This window comes from Paracoccus onchidii (assembly GCF_028294535.1).
GTDB classification, from domain to species: domain Bacteria; phylum Pseudomonadota; class Alphaproteobacteria; order Rhodobacterales; family Rhodobacteraceae; genus Paracoccus; species Paracoccus onchidii.
In genome coordinates, this window is the sequence record NZ_JAQBIE010000012.1 from 44,957 (window position 1) to 70,886 (window position 25,930).

At 60.8% G+C, this 25,930-nt stretch carries 28 protein-coding genes; 23 read left to right on the plus strand and 5 right to left on the minus strand.

The genetic code is table 11. The annotated features are described in order from the left end of the window. The first annotated feature begins 15 nt into the window (after positions 1-15). From PAF17_RS10855 to PAF17_RS10875, 5 genes are all read left to right on the plus strand, one after another. Complete coding sequence (locus PAF17_RS10855; protein ID WP_271889122.1) at positions 16-2,568, plus strand: penicillin-binding protein 1A; 2,553 nt, start codon at positions 16-18, stop codon at positions 2,566-2,568. 94 nt (positions 2,569-2,662) lie between these two features. Further along, positions 2,663-3,790: a peptide chain release factor 2 gene (prfB, locus tag PAF17_RS10860; RefSeq protein ID WP_271889123.1), complete on the plus strand. Its 1,128-nt coding sequence runs from the start codon at positions 2,663-2,665 to the stop codon at positions 3,788-3,790. Positions 3,791-3,850: 60 nt separating this feature from the next. Then, complete coding sequence (locus PAF17_RS10865; RefSeq protein ID WP_271889124.1) at positions 3,851-4,834, plus strand: aldo/keto reductase; 984 nt, start codon at positions 3,851-3,853, stop codon at positions 4,832-4,834. A gap of 59 nt (positions 4,835-4,893) precedes the next feature. Next, complete coding sequence (locus tag PAF17_RS10870) at positions 4,894-5,562, plus strand: hypothetical protein (protein ID WP_271889125.1); 669 nt, start codon at positions 4,894-4,896, stop codon at positions 5,560-5,562. A 72-nt stretch (positions 5,563-5,634) separates the two neighbouring features. Continuing rightward, complete coding sequence (locus PAF17_RS10875; RefSeq protein ID WP_271889126.1) at positions 5,635-6,702, plus strand: patatin-like phospholipase family protein; 1,068 nt, start codon at positions 5,635-5,637, stop codon at positions 6,700-6,702. Here PAF17_RS10875 and PAF17_RS10880 read toward each other — a convergent pair. The 4 genes from PAF17_RS10880 to PAF17_RS10895 form a co-directional block, all read right to left on the minus strand. After that, positions 6,648-7,283: a DUF502 domain-containing protein gene (locus PAF17_RS10880; protein WP_271889127.1), complete on the minus strand. Its 636-nt coding sequence runs from the start codon at positions 7,281-7,283 to the stop codon at positions 6,648-6,650. The genes PAF17_RS10875 and PAF17_RS10880 overlap by 55 nt on opposite strands. Positions 7,284-7,376: 93 nt before the next feature. Further along, the gene (locus tag PAF17_RS10885; protein WP_271889128.1) at positions 7,377-8,300 is read right to left on the minus strand and encodes a pseudouridine-5'-phosphate glycosidase; all 924 of its coding nucleotides are present in this window, start codon (positions 8,298-8,300) and stop codon (positions 7,377-7,379) included. Continuing rightward, entirely contained in the window at positions 8,297-9,178 is an 882-nt protein-coding gene (locus PAF17_RS10890; RefSeq protein ID WP_271889129.1) for a PfkB family carbohydrate kinase, read from the minus strand. The genes PAF17_RS10885 and PAF17_RS10890 overlap by 4 nt, the downstream gene beginning before the upstream one ends. Then, positions 9,175-9,516 (minus strand): ArsR/SmtB family transcription factor, encoded by a 342-nt coding sequence (locus tag PAF17_RS10895; protein WP_271889130.1) that lies wholly within the window; start codon positions 9,514-9,516, stop codon positions 9,175-9,177. The genes PAF17_RS10890 and PAF17_RS10895 overlap by 4 nt, the downstream gene beginning before the upstream one ends. A gap of 206 nt (positions 9,517-9,722) precedes the next feature. Between PAF17_RS10895 and PAF17_RS10900 the strand changes: the two genes are divergently transcribed. From PAF17_RS10900 to PAF17_RS10920, 5 genes are all read left to right on the plus strand, one after another. After that, positions 9,723-10,070: an AtpZ/AtpI family protein gene (locus PAF17_RS10900; protein WP_271889131.1), complete on the plus strand. Its 348-nt coding sequence runs from the start codon at positions 9,723-9,725 to the stop codon at positions 10,068-10,070. Positions 10,071-10,072: 2 nt separating this feature from the next. After that, complete coding sequence (locus PAF17_RS10905; RefSeq protein ID WP_271889132.1) at positions 10,073-10,828, plus strand: F0F1 ATP synthase subunit A; 756 nt, start codon at positions 10,073-10,075, stop codon at positions 10,826-10,828. Between the two features lie 91 nt (positions 10,829-10,919). Continuing rightward, positions 10,920-11,156, plus strand: a complete 237-nt coding sequence (locus tag PAF17_RS10910) for a F0F1 ATP synthase subunit C (RefSeq protein WP_089343169.1) — start codon at positions 10,920-10,922, stop codon at positions 11,154-11,156. Positions 11,157-11,230: 74 nt separating this feature from the next. Next, complete coding sequence (locus PAF17_RS10915; RefSeq protein ID WP_271889133.1) at positions 11,231-11,860, plus strand: F0F1 ATP synthase subunit B'; 630 nt, start codon at positions 11,231-11,233, stop codon at positions 11,858-11,860. After that, complete coding sequence (locus tag PAF17_RS10920) at positions 11,857-12,417, plus strand: F0F1 ATP synthase subunit B (protein WP_271889134.1); 561 nt, start codon at positions 11,857-11,859, stop codon at positions 12,415-12,417. Before PAF17_RS10915 ends, PAF17_RS10920 begins: the two co-directional genes overlap by 4 nt. Before the next feature lie 392 nt (positions 12,418-12,809). Here PAF17_RS10920 and PAF17_RS10925 read toward each other — a convergent pair whose 3' ends face one another. Next, on the minus strand, positions 12,810-13,475 hold the full coding sequence (locus tag PAF17_RS10925; RefSeq protein WP_271889135.1) for an OmpA family protein: 666 nt from the start codon (positions 13,473-13,475) through the stop codon (positions 12,810-12,812). A 204-nt stretch (positions 13,476-13,679) separates the two neighbouring features. Between PAF17_RS10925 and nth the strand changes: the two genes are divergently transcribed. The 13 genes from nth to PAF17_RS10990 all read left to right on the plus strand — a co-directional run bounded on the left by nth (position 13,680) and on the right by PAF17_RS10990 (position 25,929). Continuing rightward, positions 13,680-14,342 carry an endonuclease III gene (gene nth, locus PAF17_RS10930; protein ID WP_271889136.1) on the plus strand — a complete coding sequence of 221 codons (663 nt, stop codon included), beginning with the start codon at positions 13,680-13,682 and terminating at the stop codon, positions 14,340-14,342. Beyond that, a complete protein-coding gene (locus PAF17_RS10935) occupies positions 14,339-15,358 on the plus strand; it encodes an adenosine kinase (protein ID WP_271889137.1) in 1,020 nt (339 codons plus the stop codon). The genes nth and PAF17_RS10935 overlap by 4 nt, the downstream gene beginning before the upstream one ends. A 168-nt stretch (positions 15,359-15,526) precedes the next feature. Continuing rightward, the gene (locus tag PAF17_RS10940; protein WP_271889138.1) at positions 15,527-16,651 is read left to right on the plus strand and encodes a Hint domain-containing protein; all 1,125 of its coding nucleotides are present in this window, start codon (positions 15,527-15,529) and stop codon (positions 16,649-16,651) included. A 113-nt stretch (positions 16,652-16,764) separates the two neighbouring features. After that, positions 16,765-18,027, plus strand: coding sequence for a beta-ketoacyl-ACP synthase II (gene fabF / locus PAF17_RS10945; protein ID WP_271889139.1), 1,263 nt, complete (start codon positions 16,765-16,767; stop codon positions 18,025-18,027). Continuing rightward, the gene (gene mltG, locus PAF17_RS10950) at positions 18,024-19,208 is read left to right on the plus strand and encodes an endolytic transglycosylase MltG (protein ID WP_271889140.1); all 1,185 of its coding nucleotides are present in this window, start codon (positions 18,024-18,026) and stop codon (positions 19,206-19,208) included. Before fabF ends, mltG begins: the two co-directional genes overlap by 4 nt. A 128-nt stretch (positions 19,209-19,336) precedes the next feature. Continuing rightward, on the plus strand, positions 19,337-19,774 hold the full coding sequence (locus tag PAF17_RS10955; RefSeq protein ID WP_271889141.1) for a hypothetical protein: 438 nt from the start codon (positions 19,337-19,339) through the stop codon (positions 19,772-19,774). 291 nt (positions 19,775-20,065) lie between these two features. Beyond that, positions 20,066-20,485, plus strand: a complete 420-nt coding sequence (locus PAF17_RS10960; protein WP_271889142.1) for a hypothetical protein — start codon at positions 20,066-20,068, stop codon at positions 20,483-20,485. Then, entirely contained in the window at positions 20,436-21,782 is a 1,347-nt protein-coding gene (locus PAF17_RS10965; RefSeq protein ID WP_271889143.1) for a DNA-packaging protein, read from the plus strand. Before PAF17_RS10960 ends, PAF17_RS10965 begins: the two co-directional genes overlap by 50 nt. Positions 21,783-21,871: 89 nt before the next feature. Further along, positions 21,872-23,056 carry a phage portal protein gene (locus PAF17_RS10970; RefSeq protein WP_271889144.1) on the plus strand — a complete coding sequence of 395 codons (1,185 nt, stop codon included), beginning with the start codon at positions 21,872-21,874 and terminating at the stop codon, positions 23,054-23,056. Positions 23,057-23,060: 4 nt separating this feature from the next. Further along, a complete protein-coding gene (locus PAF17_RS10975; protein ID WP_271889145.1) occupies positions 23,061-23,291 on the plus strand; it encodes a GTA head formation protein, RCAP_rcc01685 family in 231 nt (76 codons plus the stop codon). Positions 23,292-23,295: 4 nt separating this feature from the next. Continuing rightward, positions 23,296-23,826: an HK97 family phage prohead protease gene (locus PAF17_RS10980; RefSeq protein WP_271889146.1), complete on the plus strand. Its 531-nt coding sequence runs from the start codon at positions 23,296-23,298 to the stop codon at positions 23,824-23,826. A 134-nt stretch (positions 23,827-23,960) separates the two neighbouring features. Beyond that, positions 23,961-25,124 carry a phage major capsid protein gene (locus PAF17_RS10985; protein WP_271889147.1) on the plus strand — a complete coding sequence of 388 codons (1,164 nt, stop codon included), beginning with the start codon at positions 23,961-23,963 and terminating at the stop codon, positions 25,122-25,124. 190 nt (positions 25,125-25,314) lie between these two features. Continuing rightward, positions 25,315-25,929, plus strand: a complete 615-nt coding sequence (locus PAF17_RS10990) for a head-tail connector protein (RefSeq protein WP_271889148.1) — start codon at positions 25,315-25,317, stop codon at positions 25,927-25,929. Position 25,930 lies beyond the last annotated feature (1 nt).

A 25,930-nucleotide genomic window follows, 5' to 3' on the forward strand; every position in this document is an offset into this window, starting at 1 on the left:
GAAAGGCGTTTGGACGTGCTGCGCAGCATCCTGTCATTTTTCGGTGCGATCTTTTCCTGGTTCGTGACCGCCAGCTTCTTTATTGCCCTGACGGTCGGGGGGATCTTCTGGGTCTATTCGCGGGATTTGCCCAGCCATGAGACATTGGCGCAATACAGCCCCAAGACGATCAGCCGCATCTATTCGGGTGAAGGGCGCCTGATCGACGAATTCGCCCAGGAGCGCCGGATTTTCGTGCCGATCGAGGATATTCCCGATCTGGTCAAGCAAGCGTTCATCAGCGCCGAGGACAAGAATTTCTACATCCATCCCGGCTATGACCTGCGCGGTATTCTGGGCGCGGCATACGAGGCGGCGCGTTCGGGTGGATCGAATGTTCGCGGTGCATCGACCATTACCCAGCAGGTCATGAAGAATTTCCTGCTGTCCAGCGATCGCAGCGTCGAGCGCAAGGTCAAGGAGCTGATTCTTGCATCGCGTCTGGAACGGTCGCTGAGCAAGGACCAGATTCTTGAACTGTATCTGAACGAGATCTTTCTGGGGCAGAACAGCTTTGGGGTTGCCGCCGCAGCGCAAAGCTACTTCAACAAGTCGCTGGCAGAGCTGACCCCGCATGAGGCCGCGATGCTGGCCGCCATGCCTCAGGCACCGGGTCGTTATCATCCGGTTCGCGCAAAGGAACGTGTCACCGAACGGCGTAACTATGTTCTGCGCGAGATGTGGCAGAATGGGTATATTTCTCAGGAGAATTACGAGGCCGAAGCCAAGCTGCCGCTGAAGTCGGTTCAGAATGGCGATTACCCGTCCTTCAACAGCCAGATGCCGCCGCGTGATTATTTTACCGACGAGATCCGGCGGCAACTCAGCCGCGAATTCGGGCAGGACGAGTTTTTCGGTGGCGGGCTGACGATCCGTGCCACTGTCGAACCCAAGCTGCAGCAATCGGCGGCGGATGCGTTGCGCACCGCGCTGGAACAGTATGATCGCGGGCGCGGCGTATGGCGTGGCACCGGGGTGACCATCCCGGCCGAGGAACTGACCGACGAGGCGTCATGGCGTGGCGCGCTGTATGAGACCCGTGTGCCGCGTGACATCCCCGACTGGTCGCCTGCGGTCGTGTTGCAGGTGGGGCAATCGGATGCCCGCATCGGTATCGAAGGCATCGAAGAGGATTCCGATGGTCACTGGATTCCGGCCAAGGATGTTCAATGGGCGCGAAAGCTGGATCGTTCGACGGGGCAGCTGGCCCCCAAGGCCCGCACTGCTGGCGATTTGCTGTCGGTGGGTGATGTCGTGTTGGTACGGCCGATGACCAGTGACAGCGACGGCAGCTTTATTCGCTGGACGTTGCGGCAGGTGCCGCAGGTTCAGGGCGGGTTCATGGCGATGGATGTCAATACCGGACGCGTCATGGCGATGCAGGGCGGTTTTTCCTATCAATCCTCGGTCTTCAACCGTGCGACCCAGGCGCAGCGTCAGCCCGGTTCGTCCTTCAAGCCCTTTGTCTATGCGGCCGCGCTGGACAACAATTACACCCCTGCGACCATTGTCGTGGACGAACCGATCCGTCTGAACACCCCCTATGGTCTGTGGGAGCCGAAGAACGCGGGTGGCCGCCATTATGGCCCGACACCGCTGCGCACCGGGATCGAACAATCGCGCAACCTGATGACCATTCGGATCGCGCAGGATATCGGCATGGATGTCGTGGCGCAGTATGCTGAAAAATTCGGCGCATATGATCAGTTGAAGCCATTCCTGGCCAACGCCCTGGGTGCGCAGGAAACGACCCTGTTCAAGATGGTGGCCGCCTACGCGATGTTTGCCAATGGCGGTGAGCGTGTCGAGCCGACGCTGGTCGACCGCGTGCAGGACCGTCGCGGCAGAACGATCTATCGCCACGATCAGCGTGAATGTGAAACCTGTGGCATGCAGGCATTGCCGGCGGGACAGGCCCCGGTCATCGACAGCAATCGCGAACGGGTCATGGATGCGGTCACCGCCTATCAGTTGACCTCGATGATGGAAGGTGTGGTCCAGAGGGGATCGGGCAAGGGCGTGAACCTGCCGGTGCCGATCGCCGGCAAGACCGGCACCACCAACGATGCCAAGGATGTCTGGTTCATCGGGTTTTCGAGCAATATCGTCGCCGGCTGCTATCTTGGATATGATCAGCCGCGCAGCCTGGGGCGCAACGCCTATGGCGGGACGCTGTGCGTGCCGGTGTTCAACGCCTTCATGCGCGATGCGGTTGCCGAATTCGGCGGCACGGAATTTGCGGTTCCGCCGGGTGGTCATTGGGTCAAGATCGACCGCATTACCGGTCAGCGACTGGATGATGATGCCGCCGGTGACAATGTCATCGCCGAATATTTCCGCGACGGCACCGATCCGGATTGGTTGTCGCCGGTGATCATTTCCGGTTTTGGCGATGAAAAGGTCGTTTTGCCCTGGGAAGCAGGCGCAGCGTCGCGTGCGGCGACCTCGATCACGACCTCTACGGGACAACGCAAGGTCATTCCAAAGCGAACGGATTTCGGCACGATGTCTTCCGGGGGGTTGTACTGACCCCCGGCAATCGGCGCCGGTCATGTCGGCGGCACTTGTTCCCCCGGCCCCCAGGCGTTATCACTCGCGCCTGAAATTCCAGAAGGATCGTCACATGCGCGCCGAGACGCAGTCCACCATCGAAGCCATTCGCAAATCGCTGAGCCTGCTTGGGCAGCGGATGGATTGGCAGACCGCGCCGCATCGCCTGGAAGAAATGAATGCGATGATCGAGGATGGCGATCTGTGGTCGGATCCGGCCCGCGCGCAAAAGCTGATGCGCGAACGCCAGTCCCTGGCCGACGCCATCGAAACCTATAAGCGGATCGAAGGTGATCTGACCGCCAATGCCGAGATGGTCGAACTGGCCGAGGCCGAAGGCGATGCCGAGCTGGTCGCCGAATCCGAGGCCAATCTGAAAGAGCTGGCGGCAATGGCCGCCCAGAAGGAATTGGAGGCCCTGCTGAACGGTGAGGCCGACAGCAACGATACCTTCCTTGAAATCAACGCCGGGGCAGGCGGCACGGAAAGCTGTGACTGGGCGTCGATGCTGGCGCGGATGTATGTGCGTTGGGCCGAGAAAAAGGGCTATAATGTCGAACTGATCAGCGAAAGCTCGGGCGATGAGGCCGGGATTCGCAGCGCCGCCTACAAGATCAGCGGACACAACGCCTATGGCTGGCTGAAATCCGAATCGGGCGTGCATCGGCTTGTGCGTATCAGCCCCTATGACAGCGCGGCGCGGCGGCACACCAGCTTTAGCTCGGTCTGGGTCTATCCGGTGGTGGATGACAATATCGAGATCACCGTTCCCGACAGTGAAATCCGCGTCGATACCTATCGCTCGTCGGGTGCGGGCGGCCAGCACGTGAACACGACGGACTCGGCCGTGCGGATCACCCATATTCCAACCGGAATCGTGGTGACCAGTTCTGAAAAGTCGCAGCACCAGAACCGCGCCAACGCGATGGCCGCGCTGAAGTCACGCCTGTACGAGATGGAGTTGCGCAAGCGCACCGAAAGCATTCAGGCCCAGCATGATGCCAAAGGCGATGCCGGCTGGGGAAACCAGATCCGGTCATATGTGCTGCATCCCTACCAGATGGTGAAGGATCTTCGCACCTCCGAGGAAACCAGCGATACGCAAGGCGTTCTGGATGGCGATCTGGATGCGTTCATGGCTGCAACGCTGGCGTTGGATGTGGCGGGCAAAAGCCGCGCCGAGGCCCAGTCCGAGGACTGATCCCCGCCGCCGATCGTGAATATCCGGGGGCGAAGCCCGGCGTCAGGACAGGGGCAGAACATGCAGACACGCGAATTGGGGCGCAATGGTCGCAAGATCGGCGCAGTCGCCCTTGGCACGATGAATTTCGTCGGCACCTATGGGGATGCGGACCGACGTGAGAGCCTGCGCTGCATGGCGGAATGCCTTGAGATGGGCGTGGATCATTTCGATACCTCGGATGTCTATGGCATGGGGCGTGCGGAACAGCTTTTGTCCGAGTTTCTGCGCGATCATCGCGATCGTGTCGTGCTGGCAAGCAAATGCGGCATTACCCGCAACCCCGAACGGCCCTTTGACAATTCGCCTGAATATATCCGGCGATCGCTGGAGGGGTCGCTGAAACGGTTGGGGGTCGATCATATCGACCTGTACTATCTGCACCGTCACGAACCGGGCCGCCCCATTGAAGATGTGATGGATACGCTGATGCGCCTGCGTGACGAAGGCAAGATCGGGGCCATCGGCCTGTCCGAGATTGCGCCCTCGACGTTGCAACGCGCGCTGGCTGTCGGGCCGGTTGCCGCCGTCCAGTCGGAATATTCACTGTGGTCGCGCCAACCGGAACTGGGTCTGGTGCAGGCCTGTGGGCGTGGTGGCGTTGCATTGATGGCGTTTTCCCCGGTGGGGCGCGGGGTCTTTGCGTCGCAATTGCCGGAGCCCACGGCTTTTGGTCCGGGGGATCTGCGTCAGGGCATGCCGCGTTTCGACCCAGTGAACTGGTCGCGCAACCTGCCATATCTGCAAGCGTTCAACGCCTATGCCCGTGATCTGGGACACAGCCCGGCGACACTGGCCATCGCCTGGCTTTTGTCACGCGGGCCGCAGGTTCTGGCGCTGCCCGGATCGCGCAGTATTGCACATATGCGCGAAAACGCGTTGGGCGCCACGATTTCGCTGAGTGCCCAACAGCTTGCCCAGATCGAGGCGATACTGCCGGTTGGCTGGGCCCATGGTCCCCGATACGGCGAGGCGATGTCAAAAGGCCCCGAAGCCTATTGCTGACCGGGGCGGGGTTTCGTGTCATGATGTGGTTTCCATCCATGACGCGAAAGGGCGGTCAGATGCGCGTTTCTGTAATCTTTTCACTGTTGGTTTCGGGGATATGGGCGTTCCAGGCGGGGGCCGACACCGCCGAGGCGCAATGCGAGATTTATCCGGCGGGCTCTGATCGGGTCGAGACGATGACGCCTTGCACATTCAGCCAACGGCAGGGGCATATCACCATCACCCGGCAAGATGGCGTCGATCACGACCTGATGCCGGTCGGCGATATGCCCGGAAACTTTGAGGATCCGCAGGGCAATCCGGTCTATCGCCAAAGCGGTCTGGCGGATGCTGGCACGATCTTTCGCTTTCCGGATTTCAGTCTGTTTGTCTATTGGGGGCATGGTGATCAGACGTCGGATGCAGACAATCCGACCGCACCGTTTTCCACCGATGATTATGACGCGACAGCCCTGTTGAATTGCGGCGCGACCGGTGCCGAGCTGACGGCCGGTTGTCCCGCTGGCGTGATGCGGATGGAAGACGGGCAGGCCTCGGTGACGGTGCTGGACGGCGCAGGGAACCAGTTCACCATGAATTTCATGAAGGACGTGACGACCGGCGATCCCTATGTCAACGCGACCAATCGCAACGCGGATGCCGCATTGCAGGATGATATCTGGCAGGTCATCATCGATGACAGCCAAGTGTATCAGGTGCCTGTGGCCTTCCTGCAAGGGGGGTAGGGGAACCCGGCTTGCAGCAGGCCAAATGGCAGTTACTATGCCCCGAAAACAACGCAACATGCGGGGCCGTCCATGCAGGAAAAACAGATCAATCTGGCGTTGCAGGGCGGCGGGGCGCATGGAGCATTCGCCTGGGGGGTTCTGGATCGCCTGCTGGATGAAAGCTGGCTGCGATTCAGCGCCATCAGCGGAACATCGGCAGGCGCGCTGAACGGCGCCGCGATCAAGGCGGGGATGGCGCGCCACAATGGGGTGCAGGGGCGCCGTGCGGCGCAACGCAATCTGGATTGTCTATGGGGTGAGGTCGGGCAGCTGTCGGATAACCGGATGGTGCGCTGGATGCATTCCCTGGTGCCGATGCCGCGCAGCATGCACCGTCTGACCGAGATGTTTTCTCCGGCGGCCTGGCTGGACGGGCTGAGCCGTATCTTCAGCCCCTATGACTATGGTCCCTTTTATTCGAACCCGCTAGGCGCCGTGCTGCGCGAGCTGCCATATCCGGGATTTGACGGTGATTCCGGCCCCGAATTGTTCGTGGCCGCGACCAATGTCCGCAGCGGCCGGATCAGGGTGTTTACCGGACGCCGCGTGACCGTGGATGCGGTACTGGCCTCGGCCTGCCTGCCGACATTGTTTCGGGCGGTTGAGATCCCGGACCCGGCGACCGGACGCGTCGAAGCGTTTTGGGATGGCGGCTTTACCGGAAACCCGGCGCTGTTCCCGCTTTATGCCCGGCATTTGCCGCGCGACATCGTGATCGTGAATATCAATCCCCTGATGCGCGACGGCATACCAAAGACGCCGGTTGAAATATCAGATCGTGTCAATGAGGTCAGCTTCAACAGCTCGTTGATGTCGGAACTGCGTGCGATCAATTTCGTCAAGCGATTGCATGGCGAAAACCGTCTGCAGGACAAGGCGATGAAGGATCCGCTGATCCACATGATCCTGGATGATCTGCTGATGAATGACCTGAATGCCCGATCCAAGATGATGCCCGCCCCGGGCTTGCTGGAGCGGATGAAAAGGGCAGGGCAGGCGGCGGCGGACCGGTTTCTGGAAGATCACGCCGACGCGCTGAACCGTCATGACACAGTTGACTTGCCCGAGCTTTTGACCGGGTCGGGCATCGTCGGATAGACGAGCCCGGCGGATATCACTAGTTTGGCGGCGTCCTCGATATTCATTTTCAGGAAGGTCACGTCGCTTTCGGGCACATAGATCAGAAAGCCAGAGGTCGGGTTCGGCGTCGTTGGAACGAAGACCGCGATCAGATCGTCGGAAACATGTTCGATCAGCTCACCCTTGGCGGGACCGGCGACAAATCCGATCGCCCAAAGGCCCTTGCGGGGATATTCCAGCATGCAGGCGCGGTCAAACCGGGCCTCGCTTTGGGACAGGATCGTTTCCGCGATCTGTTTCAGCGCGCCATAGACAGACCGGATGATCGGCATCCGGCTGACGATGTGTTCCCCGGTCCGCAGCAGGGATCGCCCCAGCAAGCCTTTGGCAAGCCAGCCGATGACGACGGTGAAGAACAGAAAGAACACCACACCGACGCCACGCAGGTTGATGCCGATATATTGTTCGGGGCGCCATCGCGCCGGCACCATGGGCAGAACCCAGCTGTCCATCCAGCCTGTCAGGGTCCAGATCAGCCAGACCGTGATGCCGATCGGGGCGACCACGACCAGCCCGGCCAGAAAATTCGATCGCAGCATGCCCAGAAACCCGCGTTTGCGGGGAGGGATCTGCAAGGGGGTGGGGTCGGGGACGCGCATGAGCGAATTGGAACAGCGCAATCCCCGTGTTGGTCAAGCCGCTTTCGACATCTCGGCGGCAATTTCCGCAGCCAGTCGCGCATTGTTCATCACAAGCGCGATATTTGATGTCAGCGAGCGACCGTCGGTCAGTTCAAAGATGCGTTGCAGCAGGAAGGGGGTCACCGACTTGGCGGCGACTCCCTGAACCTCGGCCTCGTCCAGCGCCTTGAGGATCACCGGCAGGATTTCGGATTGCGTGATCTCGGCATCTTGCGGGATCGGGTTGGCAACCAGCTGCCCGCCTTTCAGCCCAAGTGCGGCGCGCATCCGCGCAGCCTGGGCGATCTGGGCGGCCGTATCCATGCGCAAAGGCGCGGGAATGCCGGATTTGCGCGACCAGAAGGCCGGCAATTCATCCTGACCATAGGCAATGACCGGGACGCCAAGCGTTTCCAGAACTTCCCATGTCTTCGGCAGGTCCAGAATTGCCTTGGCGCCCGCCGCCACAACGGTCACCGGCGTTTGCGCCAGTTCCTGAAGGTCGGCGGAAATGTCAAAGCTGGTTTCCGCACCGCGATGCACACCCCCGATGCCCCCGGTGGCAAAGACGGTGATGCCCGCGAGCGCGGCACAGATCATCGTGGCGGCGACGGTCGTGGCCCCAGTGCGCCCGTTCGCCAGGCAAACCGCCAGATCCGCGCGGCTCAGCTTCATTGCCTGGTCTGCCGGCGTCTGGGCCAGGGCTTCCAGCGTGTCATCGGTCAAGCCGATGTGAATCTTGCCGCCCATGACCGCGATGGTCGCTGGTACGGCACCGTTGTCGCGGATCATCTGTTCGACATCGCGTGCCATCTGCAGGTTCTGCGGATAGGGCATTCCATGCGTGATGATCGTGGATTCCAGCGCGACGACGGGCCGTCGGGCGGCAAGCGCCCGTTCCACTTCGGGAGAGAAGGTCAGGGGGGCGGAGGTCATGGTACGTCCTTTCCGGAAACATGTGCGGCCGAAGCGTCAACCGCCCGGCGCAGCGCCGCGTCGCGCGGCAATCGGTTCAGTTCGGCCGCAAGATGCGCGGCCAGGAAACAATCGCCGGCGCCGGTCACGCGGGCGACTGTCACTTTTGGTGGCGTTACGGTGATCGTGGGGCCGTTTGCAATGGCCTCGGCGGCGGTGTTCGGACCATCGGTGACCAACACCCGTGCCGCGCCGCGTCCGACCACGGCCTCGGCGGCGCTTGCGGCGTCGGGGCAAGCGCGCCCGGCCAGAATCTCGGCTTCAAGCCGGTTCAGGTAAAAGCACCCCCGACGCGTGGCGATCAGCGGCTCCAGCCGTTCGGCCTTGCCGGGGCTTGCCGGCACGACACGCAAATCGGCGCCGCTAAGGCGCGGGTCGCGGGCGATCGATGCCAGAAGTTCTTCCGTAAGGTTCCCATCCAGAACCACAGGCCCGGACCAACCGGCCAGAGCGTTGTCCAGAGGTGCCAGGATCGTGCCGCCAGCTTCTTCAAGGCTGTGGGCATCGGCGATGGCGGCAATCAACCCCTCGCTGTCTTCGATGGCCATGTAGCAATCGGTGGGCAGACCACTGTCACGGCACAGCCATCGGGTCAGCACACCCAGACGTTCGGCCTCGGCGACAAGCGAATTGCCTTCCGGGTCGCGGCCAACCGCGGACAGAACGGCCGAGCTCACCTGCCAGCGCGCCAGTGCGACCGCGACATTCAATGCAACGCCGCCGGGCACATGGCGAATGCGCCCGGGCACATCTGCGCCCGAAGCCATCCGCCGCGGGGCGCGGCCAATGACATCCCAAAGCATGGCGCCGATACAGAGGATGTCGGGGTCTTTGTTCATTCCTGGTTCCATTCGTCGATCTGCACCTTCAGGAAGCGTTCGAAATCATCCAGATCCACGGGGTCGAACTGACCAAAACCCTGCATCCAGACCGATGCGCTGCGCATCCCTTCGGGGTCCAGCATGCACCAGGTGATCCGGCCGCGGCGTTCCTGCCGGATCAGGCCGGCGGCCGCAAGCACGGAGAGATGTTTCGATACCGCCGCAAGGCTCATGTCAAAGGGTGCCGCGACGTCACTGACGGCCATATCGTCTTCCAGCAGCATCGACAGAACCCGCCGACGCGTCGGATCGGCCAGTGCCGAGAAGATAAGATCGAGCCGGTCAGGGATTGGCATTGTCGGTGAATTGTCCTGCAAAGGCGGAATGGTCAACTTGGTGGTTGAATAATGTCGGCAGCGCAAAAGGATTGCAAGATCGGGATTCGAATCGTGGGTAATCGCAAGACACTGAAAACAAACAAATTTATATGTAGAGCGCCTTGCTTGACTTGCAGCGGTTTCCCCCCTAGACACCCCATCGAACGATAACGGGGGCGTGAGAGATGGCCGAAGGGCCCCGGAATGGCAACGGCAGGGACGATGATACGACCCGCTTGCGCGATCTGGAGGAACGGCTGTCGAAAGTGACCTCCAAACCAGAGGCCAGCGGGCCGATGGCCGGCTATGACAAAGGGCATATCGCCTGGCGCATGGTCACCGAGATCGTCGCAGGCATCCTGATGGGCTGCGGGCTCGGCTACGGATTGGATTATCTGTTCGGCACGAAGCCGTTCCTGATGATCCTGTTTATATTTCTCGGCTTTGCGGCCGGCATCAAGACCATGATGCGCACCGCGTCCGAGCTGGACACAAAACCCGGCAATGCGCCGGAGACCGATGAGAGGGATTGATCGTGGCGACCGAAGCGCATGGTGAAGCAACCGGCCTGACCTTCCACCCGATGGATCAGTTCATCGTCAAGCCGCTGTTCGGCGATGGCCCCGTTCATTGGTATACCCCGACGAATGTCACGCTGTGGATGGCGGTGGTCGCGCTTGGAATCATCGCGCTGCTGGTTCTGGGAACGCGCGGCCGGGCGATCGTGCCGAGCCGTTCGCAATCGATCGCGGAACTGGCATATGGCATGGTTCACAAGATGATCGAGGATATTGCAGGCAAGGAAGGTCTGAAATATTTCCCCTATATCATGACGCTGTTCATGTTCATCGTCTTTTCGAACTTTGCAGGTCTGCTGCCCAAGGCGTTCACCGTCACTTCGCATATCGCGGTGACCGGCGTTCTGGCTTTCGCGGTGTTTTTCACCGTGACCGCCATCGGCTTCATCAAGAACGGCGCGCATTTCCTTGACCTGTTCTGGGTTCGCTCGGCCCCGCTGGCGATCCGCCCGGTTCTGGCCGTGATCGAGGTGATCTCTTATTTCGTGCGCCCGGTCAGCCATTCCATTCGTCTTGCAGGCAACATGATTGCCGGCCATGCGGTTATCAAGGTTTTCGCAGGTTTTGCCGGGATTGCCGCTGTTGCCCCGGTTTCGATCATCGCGGTGGTCGGCATGTATGCCTTTGAAATTCTTGTGGCCTTCATCCAGGCATATGTCTTTACGATCCTGACCTGTGTCTACCTGAAGGACGCGCTGCACCCGTCGCACTAAGCGGGGCAGGCCAGACTTTCCCTGGTCATGCCTTCGGGCCTGACCTGAGATTAACCCGAATTCACAACTTCCAACCGCAAGGAGTATCATCATGGAAGGCAATATCGGAGAACTGGGCCAGTACATCGGCGTCGGCCTTACCGCCATCGGCATGGGCGGGGCTGCTATCGGTGTGGGCAACGTTGCCGGCAACTTCCTGTCGGGCGCCCTGCGCAACCCTTCGGCCGCTGCTGGCCAGACCGCTACGCTGTTCATCGGCATGGCCTTCGCGGAAGCTCTGGGGATCTTTTCGTTCCTGGTCGCGCTTCTGCTGATGTTCGCGGTCTGATCCTTCGCCATCCTTGCGGCGGGGTGGGGGAAATCCCTCGCCCCTTCGTGACCTGATAGGCCAAGGGGTAGGAAATGTTCAGCCTGTTGCAAGAGGCCGCCACGCACGCGGCCGAACACACCGAAGACGCCGCCGCGGCTGTGGCGCAGCACGGCGATGCCGCTGCGCATGGGGCCGAGGCCGCTGGCCACGCGGCCGAAGCCTCGACGGGTCTTCCGCAGCTCGATCTCAGCAGTTTCCCGAACCAGATCTTCTGGCTCGTGGTGACAATCCTGGTGCTTTACTGGGTGCTGTCCAAGATTGCGTTGCCCCGGATCGCCGCCGTCATCTCGGACCGGCAGGGGGCCATTACCGGCGACCTGATGGCTGCCGAGGAATTCAAACAGAAGGCCAAGGAAGCCGAAGCTGCCTATGACAAGGCGCTGGCAGATGCGCGGTCCGAAGCTCAGAAGATCGTCGCCGCCAACCGCGCCGACATCCAGAAAGAGCTGGACGAAGCGATTGCCAAGGCAGATGCCGAAATCGCTGCCCGCACTGCGGAATCCGAAAAGCGGCTGGCCGAAATCCGTGAATCCGCAGCCGCGGATGCGACAACCGTTGCGCGGGATGTGACCGCGGAACTGGTGCGCAGCTTTGGCGGTGATGTGGATCAGGGTGCGGTCGACAAGGTCGTCGACCAACGCATGAAAGGGGCCGTGCAATGAAACGTTTTGCAACGATCGCCGCTGCAATGCTGATGGCCGGTCCGGCTGCGGCCGCGTCGGGCCCGTTCTTTTCGCTGCGCAACACCGATTTCATCGTATTGATCTCGTTCCTCGTGTTCGTGGGCGTGCTGATCTATTTCAAGGTTCCTGGCCTGATCGGTTCGCTTCTGGACAAGCGGGCCCAGGGAATCCGCGGTGATCTTGATGAAGCTCGGCGCCTGCGCGAAGAAGCGCAGGAAATCTATGCCAGCTATGAGCGCCGCCAGCGCGAAGTCAAAGGTCAGGCTGAGCAGATCGTGGCGAATGCCAAGCGCGAAGCCGAGGCACAGGCGGAAAAGGCACAGGCCGATCTGAAAACCTCGATCGAGCGCCGGCTGCAAGCAGCATCCGACCAGATCGCCAGTGCCGAAAACGATGCGGTTCGCGCGGTTCGCGACCGTGCCGTGCAGACCGCGGTTTCCGCAGCGTCGGAATTGCTGTCGCAGCAAGTCAAGGCGGGCACCCGCTCGGCCGGTATTGACGATGCCATCGAAGATGTGGCGCGTCGCCTGAACTGAGTTCCTGTGCCATCTGCGGCACGAGCTGAAGTTTCGAGGGACAGGGTTACCCCCGGCCAAAAGGCCGGGGGTTCTTTCATTCAGCAAACTCGTCTGCTCTGCCAAACGAAAGAAGACGCGACGAAACCCGGATGCCTGTCTGGTCACCGGCCTTCTGGCAGTCGGACCGATGCGCGCATCCCTTCGTGATCTTCTGGGGGCGATCACGAAACATTCCTGTCACGCATGTGATAGATGTGTGGATTGGCCTACTATTACCAGTAAAAATTTGACCATTTGGTCAAAAAACGCTGCGTAACTTTGATACAACTTTAGGTTGTTGCCAGATTGCAGCAAAATTGGGGGCCGATCAAGACCGGCCCCGCATTCAGGCGAATATCCGCGTGCGGCGCTTAGCCGTTTGGCCGGATCAGGATTTCGACACGGCGGTTCTGAGCACGGCCTTGTTCCGATGCGTTCGAGGCAACCGGTTGATCCTCGCCACGTCCAACTGCGACGATCCGGCCGGCCGAGACACCGCCAGCGGTCAGGATACCGGCTACGGATTGCGCGCGCCGTTGCGAAAGATCCTGATTATAAGCGGCACTGCCGGTATTGTCGGTGTGTCCGACCACTTCGACGCGGCTGTTGGGATATTCGTTCAGGTTGCGCGCAACCGCGTAAAGATCGTTCTGGGCAATGCCCGATACCGCTGCCGAGTCGGTCGCGAACAGGATGCCTTCGGGCAGCACAACCTGCAGGTAGGATCCGTGGTTCACGATCTGGACATTCGGGTTCTGAACAGCCTGCTCTAGCGCAGCGGCCTGACGATCGAGGATATTGCCCGCAACAGCCCCGGCAGCAGCGCCGAGAATCGCACCCTTGACGGCGTCCTTGCCCTGATCGTTCTTGTCGTCATCGCGGGTGCCGCCAAGAACGGCACCGATCGCCGCGCCAGCCAATGCACCTTGTTGGGTTCTGTTCATATTGCCAAAGGCCGTCGTGCCGTTGGGGTCCGTACAAGCGCCCAGGGCCGTCAATGCGGTCGCGCCAAGAATCGCGGTGAATTTCAGGTTCATATCGTAAAGATTCCTGTCTCGTGGAACTGTTGAACGTATTGCTGGCCCTGCATGGCGGGGCCGTCATCGCTATTTGCCGGGTCAAACTGGCGCAGTTGACCTGAAAATGGAAGCCTTCAAGCGCCCGGCACGATGACGATTTCGCGTGCGCACGTGCCGTGCCACGGGCTTGCATTGGCAGGCAGGGCGGTTCAATAGACATGCATGGCTCAATCCCGTCGTTTGCCCCCCGCATTGCCCTTTGCCGATCAGGTCGCCATTTTCGAGCGGTTGCAAGCGCATGATCCCAGCCCAGAGACCGAGCTGAATTATTCCAATCCCTACACGCTGGTTGTCGCCGTGGCCCTGTCGGCGCAGGCAACGGATATCGGGGTGAACAAGGCGACCGCAGAGCTTTTCAAGATCGCGGACACCCCCCAGAAGATGCTGGATCTTGGGCTGGAGGGGCTGACCGATCATATCAAGACAATCGGTCTGTTTCGCCAGAAGGCCAGGAACGTCATCGCCCTGTCCAGAATTCTGGTCGAGGATTATGACGGTCAGGTGCCCGACAGCCGGGCGGCCCTGACCGGATTGCCCGGTGTTGGCCGCAAGACTGCGAATGTGGTTCTGAACTGCGCGTTCGGTCACAGTGCGCAGGCCGTGGATACGCATATATTCCGGGTCGGAAACCGGACGCGGATCGCACCGGGGCGCGATGTGGACGAGGTCGAGCGGAATATCGAGGACCATGTTCCTGTCCGCTTTCAGCAACATGCGCATCACTGGCTGATCCTGCACGGCCGCTATATCTGTCAGGCGCGTCGCCCGCGCTGTGCGGTCTGTATCATCAATGATCTTTGCCCCTATGAGGAGAAAACCGCATGACCACCCCTTATGTCATCGGAATTGGAAATGCTGTCATGGATGTCATTTCGCCGACGGATGATGCCCAATTGCAGACATTGGGTGTTCAAAAGGGGATCATGCAGCTGATTGAACGCGAGCGTTCCGAATATCTTATGGCCGCGCAGGCAGACGATCATGGCGCCCGGCGCGCCGATGCGCGCCTTGTGCCGGGGGGATCGGTTGCCAATACGCTTGCGGGCATCGGGGCGCTGGGACTGAAGACCGCATTTATCGGCCGCGTCGCGGATGACCCTCTTGGGTTGAGCTATGCCGAACAGACCGAGGCGGCGGGAACGGTGTTCGTCAATCCGCCTGTGGCGGGGGGCGAGTTGCCGACATCGCGCAGCATTATCTTCGTGACGCCGGATGGCGAACGTTCGATGAATACCTATCTGGGCATATCGGCTGAATTGGGCACCGATGACGTGAACCCTTCGGTGTTCCAGGGCGCTGGCTGGCTGTTTCTTGAGGGGTATCTGTTCGACAAGCCCAAGGGTAAGGACGCGTTTCTGAAGGCCGCGAAATCCTGTCACGAGGCGGGGGGGCAGGCCGGCATCGCGCTGAGTGACCCGTTTTGCGTCGACCGCCACCGAGAGGATTTTCGCAGGCTTGTGGCCGGGCCGATGGATTTCGTGATCGGCAATGCCCATGAATGGACATCACTTTACCAGACTGAGGATCTCGAGGCGGCCTTGGCGCAGGCGACGGCGGATTGCGCGACGGTCATTTGCACGCGCTCGGGCGAGGACGCCGTTCTGATCCGCGATGGCGAAAGGGTCACCGCGCCGGTGCAGAAAATCGTTCCGATCGATGCGACGGGGGCGGGTGACCAGTTCGCTGCCGGGCTGATCTATGGCCTGGCCACGGGTGCACCGCTGGAGGTCGCCGGGCGCATGGGCTGTATAGCCGCGGCCGAAGTGATCAGCCATGTGGGGCCGCGACCCGAGCGTGACCTGCGCGCGGATTTTCGCTTGGAAGGTTTGTTAAACCATTGACCCAAAGTGACGATTGTCGCAGGTAAACCAAGAAGTCACGCAGCAGGAATTTGCCTGCCGAAATTTTCGTTCGAATTGCAACTTTTCTTTATTTGCTGCGTGCGTTTTGAATAAGGTAGATTTTCCGCCTGCTGATGCCGTGCCGGAACCGATTTTGAGGATGTAACGATGCCGACGACATGGAACGCGATTTATCTGGGAAACTCGGGTAGTTTCAACATCGATCCGATCGAAGGAAACTCACAAAGCGAAAATGCCGATCAGCTGGTAGGAGCGTCGGCAGGATCGGCAGCCTCACCATTGTTTGAGCGGATCGTCGAGGTCACGGCGCTGGATCGGGCGGGTCAGGCGGGGTCATTGGATACCGATGGCGGGGCCGGTGGGGTGGATCAGGTCAGTTATACGTTGCCGGGTGAGACCAGCGCGATGGTTGCCACCTTCGAAGGGATTGCCGTGTATGATGCGACGGTGACGTTCCTTGATGGCACGACCGCCCAAGTGAGCGCAGTGTTGTTTCAGGATGAGGCACGCAACTTCTTCCTTGCTCCTGAAATCACCGCGAACGCAGATTCAGCGATCTATCAACAGGGGCCGATTGAATCGATCGAGCTGACGGCGTTAACGATTGATACGGCGAACCTGACCGCTGATCGTCAGGCCGCCGATTTCGTGACCTGTTTCGTGGCCGGCACCCTGATCGAAACCCCTGACGGGTTGCGCCCGGTCGAGGATCTGCGCGCCGGCGATATGGTGCTGACTGCAGACCACGGGGCTCGGCCGCTTGTCTGGACCGGATCGCGCAAGCTGGACAGCGCCGCGCAACCGAATTTGCGCCCGGTGCGCATCAGCGCGCGTGCATTGGGTGAAAACAGCCCGAATGCCGATCTTCTGCTGTCCCAGCAGCACCGCATTCTGGTGCGTTCCGCCGCGGCGGCGCGCATGTTCGATGCCTCCGAGGTTCTGGTCGCGGCCAAGCATCTGACCGGGCTTCCGGGGATCGAGATCGTCGAGGATGCCGGGCAGGTTACCTATGTCCACCTGCTGTTTGACCAGCATGAAATCGTTACCGCGAACGGCGCTGCGACCGAGTCGCTGTTCACCGGCCCCGAGGCGCTGAAAGGGGTCAGCGAGGCTGCACGCGAAGAGATTTTGGCGCTGTTCCCGCAGCTTGCCGAGATCGGTTCGCAGGTCGAGATCCTGAACCCGGCGCGACCTTTGGTATCGGGCCGGCGCGGTCGCAAACTTGCGGCGCGGCATCTGGCGAATGCAAAGCCGATGGTTCAGCTTCACTGAGCCTGACGGAACTTCACGCTTGCTTGTGGCGATGCGCGGCGGACGTTGTTTCGTTGCGCGTTGTTGTGCGGGCGTGTATGACCGCCCGAAACTAGGCAGGCAAGGACAAGAAGATGCGCAGGGTTGTTGTCACGGGACTTGGAATGGTCACGCCGTTGGCCTCGGGCGTCGAAGCCACTTGGGAACGTTTGTTGGCGGGGCAGTCGGGCGCGGGTCCGATCACCCGGTTTGATCCCAAGGATGTGGTGACGAAATATGCCTGCGAGATCCCGTTGGGCGATGGCAGCGATGGCAGCTTTAATCCCGATGACTGGATGTCGCCCAAGGATCGGCGCAAGGTCGATGACTTTATCCTGTATGGCATGGCCGCAGCCGAACAGGCGGTGCGCGATGCCGGTTGGAAACCCGAGGATGAAGACGAACGGTTGCGCACGGGCGTGATGATCGGTTCCGGCATCGGCGGTCTGACCAGCATTGCCGAGACAGCCGTCCTGATCAAGGAACGCGGCCCCAAGCGCGTGTCGCCGTTTTTCATTCCGGGCGCCCTTATCAACCTGATTTCCGGTCAGGTTTCCATTCGCTATGGGTTCAAGGGGCCGAACCACGCACCGGTGACGGCCTGTTCGACAGGGGCGCATGCCATCGGCGACGCGGCGCGCCTGATCATGCTGGGTGATGCGGATGTCATGCTGGCAGGGGGCGCGGAATCTCCGATCAGCGAAATCGGCATTGCAGGCTTCAATGCCTGCAAGGCGTTGTCAACCAAGCGCGAAGATGACCCGAGCTCGGCCAGCCGTCCCTATGACCAGGATCGCGACGGATTCGTGATGGGCGAAGGTGCCGGTGTCGTTGTGCTGGAAGAATATGAACATGCCAAGGCCCGTGGCGCCAGGATATATGCCGAGGTTCTGGGCTATGGCCTGTCAGGCGACGCCTATCACATTACCGCACCCTCGGAAGATGGTGACGGCGGCTATCGGGCAATGCAGGCGGCACTGCGTTCGGCCGGGCTGGATGCGGACAAGATCGATTATATCAACGCGCATGGCACATCGACCATGGCGGATACGATCGAACTGGGCGCGGTTGAACGTCTGATGGGTGAAGCGGCCAAGAATGCCGTGATGTCGTCAACCAAATCCAGTATCGGGCATTTGTTGGGTGCGGCCGGTGCTGTCGAGGCAATTTTCTGCGTTCTGGCGATCCGCGACCAGATTTGCCCGCCTACGATCAATCTCGACAACCCGGCGGTCGAACCCAAGCTGGACCTGGCCGCGAACGCGGCGGTTCGGCGCAAGGTCGATGTGGCCTTGTCCAACAGCTTTGGTTTCGGTGGCACCAATGCAAGTCTGGTGCTTGGGAAGGTCGAGGGATGATCTGGCGCAATATCGCCTCGAATTTTTTGACCCTTGCGATTGTTCTGCTGCTGGCGCTGGCCGGTGCGATTGCCTGGGGTAAACACCAGTTCAGCGGACCCGGCCCAAGCGAAGTGGCCCAATGCGTGCAGATTGCGCCGGGCGCCAGCCTGAACGCTGTCAGTCAACAGCTTGCGGCGCAAGGGGCGGTCTCTAGCGCCTATATCTTTCGGGCGGGCGCCGATTATCTGGACAAGTCGCGGGACCTGAAATTCGGCAGCTATCTGGTCGAGCCGAATGCAAGCATGAATGACATCGTGAATGTCATTACCGCAGGCGGGCCATCGACCTGTGGCACGCAGGTCATCCTGCTGGTCGGGGTGCGGGGCAATAATGTGCTGCTGCGCGACATGAACCCCGAAACCGGTGCATTCGAGGAAATGGCCCGCTTTGATCCGGCATCCGGTGATGAACCCGAAGCGATTGCCGCTGCACAACAGAAGCCCGATGCCCGTATGCGCATCACCGTGGCCGAAGGCGTGACAAGCTGGCAAATCGCCGAAGCATTGAAACAGGTCGATTTCCTGTCCGGTGACATCGATGATGTACCTGCCGAGGGTAGTCTGGCACCGGATACCTATGCGGTCGAGAAGGGGGCTGGGCGCGTCGAATTGCTGGCCGAGATGGCCGCGCGCCAGTCAGTGATTCTCGAGCAAGCCTGGGAAGAACGGCCGTTCGGTTTGCCATATGAAACGCCCGAAGAGGCGCTGATCATGGCATCCATCGTTGAAAAGGAAACCGGGCTGGCACAAGAACGCGCACAGGTCGCAAGTGTCTTTGTCAATCGACTGGAAGAAGGGATGCGCCTGCAAACCGACCCGACGGTGATCTATGGTGTCACCGAGGGACGGTCGGTGTTGAACCGCGGGTTGCGCCGGTCCGAGCTTAACCAGCGGACCGCCTATAATACCTATCAGATCGACGGGCTTCCCCCGACGCCGATTGCCAACCCGGGACGCGAGGCGATCAGGGCTGCGTTGAACCCGGCCGATACCGATTTCCTGTTCTTTGTTGCGGATGGCAGCGGGGGGCACGCCTTTGCCCGGACACTGGATGAGCATAATGCGAATGTCGCGCGTTGGCGCGAGATCGAGGCGCAGCGCGGTCAGGAAACCAACACCCCGGTTCAGGATGGTGGTTAAGGCCGGAACCCGCAGCTTATAGGGTTTGACAACGCCCGTTCCTCGCCGCAGGCTTCGCGGCAAGGGGCGGGCTTTTTCAATGGCGTAGGCTGCGCCGGCCCGAGCCTCTGGTTACAGGAGGATTCGCGATGAAACTGTCCGATATGTTTTCCACGCTGGCTGACAATGCACGCATGTTCGAAGAGCGCGCGGCCAAATGGCAGGATGAAATGTCCGCCAAGAATGAGGAAATGACCGCCAGTGCCCGCAAATGGCAAGAGGCCGCCATGCAGCGTCAGGAAGAAATGAACCAACAGATGCGCGGTTACTTTGAAGAAGCTGGCGACAATGTCCGCAACCAGTGGCAGACCATGCAAAGCGCATGGGAAGAACAGTTCCAGCGCATGCAGGAAAAGGGCGAAGAAATGCGCGAGGCGGCCCGGAAAAGCGGCCATTTCCCCGATTGGGCCGAGGCTTATGCCGCCCAGATGGTCGCTTTCGCACAAAAGATGCAGGATGAAGCGTCAAACGCGATCGCCGCTGCAACCGAAGCGCGCGCTAAGGACAACTCCAACCGCAAGGCATGATGGATTCGCGCCCGTTGCGATTCTTGTAGCGGGCGATTCCAATCATTTTCGTCAATGCAACGCAGGGTGTTGCATTGCGTTCGCAACAGATGCGCAACGCGTAAGCTACTGAAGAATAATTATAAACCCTTCAAGTCATTCGCTCATTGGTTGAAGTTATTGACTTTGAGAACGCCCCTGGGTAGAAAGTTTACATGCTGGGAGAAGTGGGCAAGCGGCCAGGGGGAAACCCCGAGGCCGTTTTTTCATTTCTCGGCTCGTGCGGACAGGACACGAGGCGGGACGGCTTGCATGAACGATATGGAATGGTGCGGAATCCAGGATTCCGAACGAGGACCGTTGTCGAATGGGGGCAGCGGCAATCGCTCTGACAACCAATTGGGGGACGCGCGGCAGGAATGCAGCCCTGAAGAGGCAATTTCCGTCGTGGAGGGACTTTTCTGGTCCTATATCCGGGACCTGAGACGACATGAGGCGGCGCTGGAGGCGCGAGAGCGTGGCGCCGTGGATCCAGCAGAACTGAAAGAGGCTATGCACAGCGCAAAGGTCGTCCGCGAGGCGGTCCATCTGTTGCTGTCGGAAAGGAACAAGGTTGACAAACTTCGCAAGGATATCACCGGCGGGGTCGGAGGAGGTAGCCTCGACCTTGACTCGGCAAGAGATGAAATCGGGCGCCGCCTGGCTTGCCTCCGCCGCGCCCAGGGAGGTTGATGCCTTTCTGGAAGGGCTGAGCGACAATGCCCTGACGGCACTGCCCTGGCTGTTCGAGTTCTGGGCATTGCCGCATCAGTTACCGCCAGAGGGCGATTGGAAAAGCTGGGTGATCATGGGCGGGCGCGGTGCGGGAAAGACCCGTGCCGGATCGGAATGGGTGCGAAAGCTGGTCGAGGGGCCGACTGCAGCCGCGCCCGGAAAATGCCATCGGGTCGCCCTGGTCGGGGAAACCTTTGATCAGGCCCGTGAGGTGATGATCATGGGAGAGAGCGGCATCCTTGCCTGTTCACCCCCCGACCGCCGCCCGGTCTGGGAGGCGGGGCGGCGCAGGCTGGTCTGGGCGAACGGCGCCACCGCAACGGTGTATTCCGCCCACGAGCCCGAGGCATTGCGCGGCCCGCAATTCGATGCGGCATGGGTGGATGAGCTGGCCAAGTGGAAGAAAGCCGAGGAAACCTGGGATATGCTGCAATTCGCGCTGCGTCTTGGGGCGCATCCGCAGCAGGTGATTACGACAACGCCTCGCAATGTCGGGGTGTTGAAGCGCATTCTGCGCAATGCCTCGACAGTGACGACCCATGCCCCCACCGATGCCAACAGGGCCTATCTTGCCGAGAGCTTTTTGGCCGAAGTGCAATCACGCTATGGGGGCACGCGGTTGGGGCGCCAAGAGTTGGACGGAGTCTTGCTGGACGATGTGGAGGGGGCGCTTTGGGCCACCGGCACGTTGGAACAATGTCGCGTCGAGCGGCTGCCCGAGCTTTCCCGGATTGTTGTCGCCGTGGACCCGGCAGTCACGGCATGCAAGGCCAGCGATGAATGCGGTATTGTCGTGGCTGGTGTCGTCACCCGAGGAGAGCCGCAGGATTGGCGGGCCTATGTTCTGGAAGATGCAAGCGTTCGTGGCGGGCCAGTGGAATGGGCGCGTGCGGCGATTGCGGCGATGGAACGCCACGGCGCCGAACGTTTGGTTGCCGAGGTGAATCAGGGGGGCGATCTGGTCGAAAGTGTCATTCGCCAGGTTGATCCGCTTGTTCCGTTCAAGGGGCTGCGTGCGTCGCGCGGAAAAGGGATGCGGGCCGAGCCCGTGGCGGCGCTGTATGAGCAGGGTCGCGTCAAGCACCTGCTGTCTGGAAACCTTGGAACCCTGGAGGATCAGATGTGCCAGATGTCGGTTCGGGGCTTTGAGGGGCGGGGCAGTCCGGATCGGTTGGACGCGTTGGTCTGGGCGTTGCACGAGTTGATGATCGAACCCGCCTCGGGATGGCGAAGGCCGCAGATGCGACGGTTGTGATGCCGGCGCCAGCAGATTGCAGATGACAAGACAGTTCCAGGAGGCCGCCATCGGGGCGGCCTTTTTCATGGCTGAATATGGAGGCGAGAATGGCGTTGCGATTGTTTTCGCGGGAGCAGAAACCTGCTTCTGCGCCAGAAGAAAAGGCCAGTGCCACCGGCCGCGTGGTGGCATTTGCAACCGGTTCGGGGCGGGCGGTCTGGTCCGCGCGCGACAGTAACAGCCTGACGCGGGGGGGCTTTGTCGGCAATCCGGTCGGATTTCGGTCGGTCAAGTTGATCGCCGAGGCCGCGGCCGCAGTTCCGCTTGTCTGCGAGGATACGGACCGCCGATACGAGAGCCATCCGGTTATCGACCTGTTGCGCCGTCCGAATGCCGGGCAGGGACGTGCCGAGCTTTTCGAAAGTTTGTTCGGGCAATTGCTGTTGTCGGGCAACGCTTATGTCGAAGCGGTTGGCATCACCGGCGAGGGTCTGCCCGAAGAGATGCATATCTTGCGGTCTGACCGGATGAGTATCGTTCCCGGTGCGGATGGCTGGCCTGTTGCCTTTGAATATGCCGTCGGTGGCCGCAAACATCGTTTCGACATGACGGGTCGCCCTGATCCGATTTGCCACATCAAGAGCTTTCATCCCCAGGACGATCATTACGGCTTGTCGCCGATGCAGGCCGCCGCAGTGGCAATGGACGTGCATAACAGCGCGTCGGCATGGTCAAAAGCATTGCTGGACAACGCGGCCCGTCCGTCCGGGGCGATTGTCTATAAAGGGGTTGATGGTCAGGGGGTTCTTAGTCCCGAGCAGTATGATCGATTGGTCGGCGAAATCGAGATGAACCATCAGGGCGCCCGCAACGCAGGTCGTCCGATGTTGCTGGAAGGTGGTTTGGACTGGAAGCCGATGGGGTTCAGCCCCAGCGACATGGAGTTCCACGAGACCAAGATCAGTGCCGCCCGCGAGATCGCGCAGGCATTCGGCGTCCCCCCCATGCTGTTGGGTATTCCCGGCGATGCGACCTATGCCAACTATGCCGAGGCCCATCGCGCCTTCTATCGCCTGACTGTCCTGCCTTTGGCAACGCGGGTGAGTGCGGCCGTGGCTTGGTGGTTGTCTGAACATCTTGGTGCCGAGATCGCGCTGCGCCCTGATCCGGACCGGATTCCGGCGCTGGCGGCGGAACGGGATCAGCAATGGGCGCGCATCAGCGCCGCGACATTCCTGAGCGATGCCGAAAAACGGACGCTGTTGGGCCTGCCGCCACTGAGCGATGGGTGAGGTGATGGAAGGGTCGCGCTTTGTCAAGGAAAACGCCTGGCACGACCAGCGTTTCGAAGCGCAAGAGCGCATCATGGCACTGCAGTTTGGCAGCATGGAAAAGCGGCTGGAGCGCATCGAGGCATTGATCGAAGGGCTGGAGCGAAGGTTGTGGATGACCGTCTATGGCGTGGTCGCCGTCATCCTGACACAGGCGCTGCAGGGGATACTCGATTTTGCGCCGAAAGGAGGATGAGGGAATGACACCGGGACTGGAAGTGAAATTTGCCGGCGGGGTGCCGACCCTGACGGATGGTCATGTGATCGAAGGCTATGCCAGCCTGTTCGGCCTGACCGACCAGGGCGGGGATGCGGTTCTTGCCGGTGCCTTCGTGAACAGTTTGCGCAAACTGTCCACGAAAGGTGACAAGGTGCGGATGCTTTGGCAACACGACCCCGCCCGACCGATCGGCGTTTGGGACGAGGTTCGCGAGGATGAAAAAGGCCTGTGGGTCAAGGGGCGGCTACTGCCTGATGTCGAACAGGCCCGTGAGGCAGCCGCCTTGCTGACGGCGGGTGCTATCGATGGTTTGTCGATCGGATATCGCACCATTCGCGCACAACGGGATGAAAAAGGCCGGCGCGTATTGGCCGAAGTCGAGCTGTGGGAGGTGTCTCTGGTGACATTTCCAATGCTGCCCGAGGCCAAGGTCGGACGCAAGGACGCGGATGATCTGCGCGAGATTGCAAACCTGTTTTCCGCCGCAACAGACGCCTTGCGCACTGGATGATGCTCGCCGGTCATCACCGGCGACAAACGGGAATTTCGGTGTGGGGAACGGCACCGAAATCTGCCCGGATCCCCGACAGTGCGGGATCCGGGTCTGGGGCTGGCTAGCCCACTTATCGCGATGAGGAGAAGACCATGACCGAGGTGAAATCCACGGGCGGGACGGACATGTCCGTTGATCTTAAAGGGGCCATGAGCGGGTTCGTAAGTGAACTCAAGGGGTTCCGCGAAGACATTCACAACAAACTGCAAGAACAGGAAGAACGCATGAACATTCTTGATCGCAAAACCGCCCTTCGTGGCCGCGCCCCGCTTTCGACGACGGCGGACACCGAACTGCCGCATCAGAAGGCGTTCAACGCCTATTTGCGCAGCGGTGACGATGATGGCCTGCGCGGCCTGACAATCGAGGAAAAGGGCCTGACGGTCGCCAGTGACGGGGGGTTCCTGGCCGCACCGCAGGTTGCAGAGACGGTCCAGAATTCGTTGCGCAACAGTGCCTCGTTGCGGTCGTTGGCCAATGTCGTGATGGTCGAATCCTCGTCATATGAAGTGCTGATCGACAAGGGCGATATCGGCGCAGGTTGGGCGACCGAAGCCGATGCAACCGAGACCGGCTCGGGCGGGATCGAGCGGATTTCGATCCCGGTTCATGAGCTATCGGCAATGCCGAAGGCAAGTCAGCGTTTGCTGGACGATGCTGCTTTCGATGTTGAAGCCTGGCTGGCCGAACGCATCGCCGACAAGTTCGCCCGTTCGGAAGCCGCCGCGTTCATCAATGGCGATGGGGTCGCAAAACCGCGTGGCATTCTGACCTATCCGATCGCGCCCAATGGCAGCGAGACCGACGGTCAGATCGGCACTTTGGTGACCGGTGCGCTGGGCGGATTTTCCAGCGAGGCCCCGGGTGATGCGCTGATCGATCTGATCTATGCGCTGGATGCCGAATATCGTGCGAATGCCAGCTTCGTCATGAACTCGAAAACGGCGGCACAGGTTCGCAAGATGAAGGATGCGGAAGGGCGGTTCCTGTGGACCGACGCGCTGTCCTCGGCGCAAACGCCGCAATTGCTGGGCTATCCGGTGATGATCAGCGAAGACATGCCCGACACGGATATCGAAACGCTTTCGGTGGCGTTCGGCGACTTTCGGGCCGCCTACACGATCGTTGAGCGTCCCGATCTGCGGGTTCTGCGCGATCCCTTCAGCGCCAAGCCGCATGTGTTGTTTTACGCCACCAAGCGTGTCGGTGGCTGCATCACCGACTTTCGTGCCGTCAAGCTGCTGCAGTTCGCCTGATCAAAGGTTGATCAGGTGAGGGAAGGGATCGCGCTTGGTGTTGGCCATACCGGCTTTGCAACTGTCCGCGCGCGCTGATGGCTGGCGCGCGGGCGCGATCCCTTCCTGCAATGAACGGGATTGGCGGGGCCTGTCATGGCCCCGCCACGGTGGAACGACGATGCGGACGGCAGGACGGGAGGTTCGCGACATGATGCTGATAGAGGAAACGGCGCCCGCGGCGGAGGCGCTGCCTGTGGCAGCGCTGCGCGAGCATTTGCGCCTTGGGTCGGGCTTTAATGACCCGGAAGACGGTGCGGAAACGGCGGCCCTTACAGGGTTCTTGCGCGCTGCAATCGCGACGATTGAGGCGCGCACTGGCAAGGTCTTGCTGCAGCGCAGATTCAGGATGCGCATCGACGAATGGCGGGACAGGCTGGCACAGCCATTGCCATTGGCACCCGTGACCGCCGTCGAGGCCATACGCATGGATGACGGGGACGGTTTGGCAACCGATTTGCCGGCAGAGGCCTGGCGCCTGGTGCCGGATAGTCAACGACCGCTGATCCTGCCAACGGGTGTGATCTTGCCCAACGTGCCCCGGCGGGGCTGGGTCGAGATCGTGTTCTCGGCAGGGTTTGGCACGCAATGGCAGGCGGTTCCCGATGATCTTGCGCAGGCGGTGCTGATGCTTGCTGCGCGATATTACGAAGATCGAGGAAGCGACAGCCATCGGGGTGGCATGCCCTTTGGGGTCAGTGCACTGATCGAACGTTGGCGGCAGGTACGCGTTCTGGGCGGGCGCGGCCAACGCGAGGTGCGCTGAT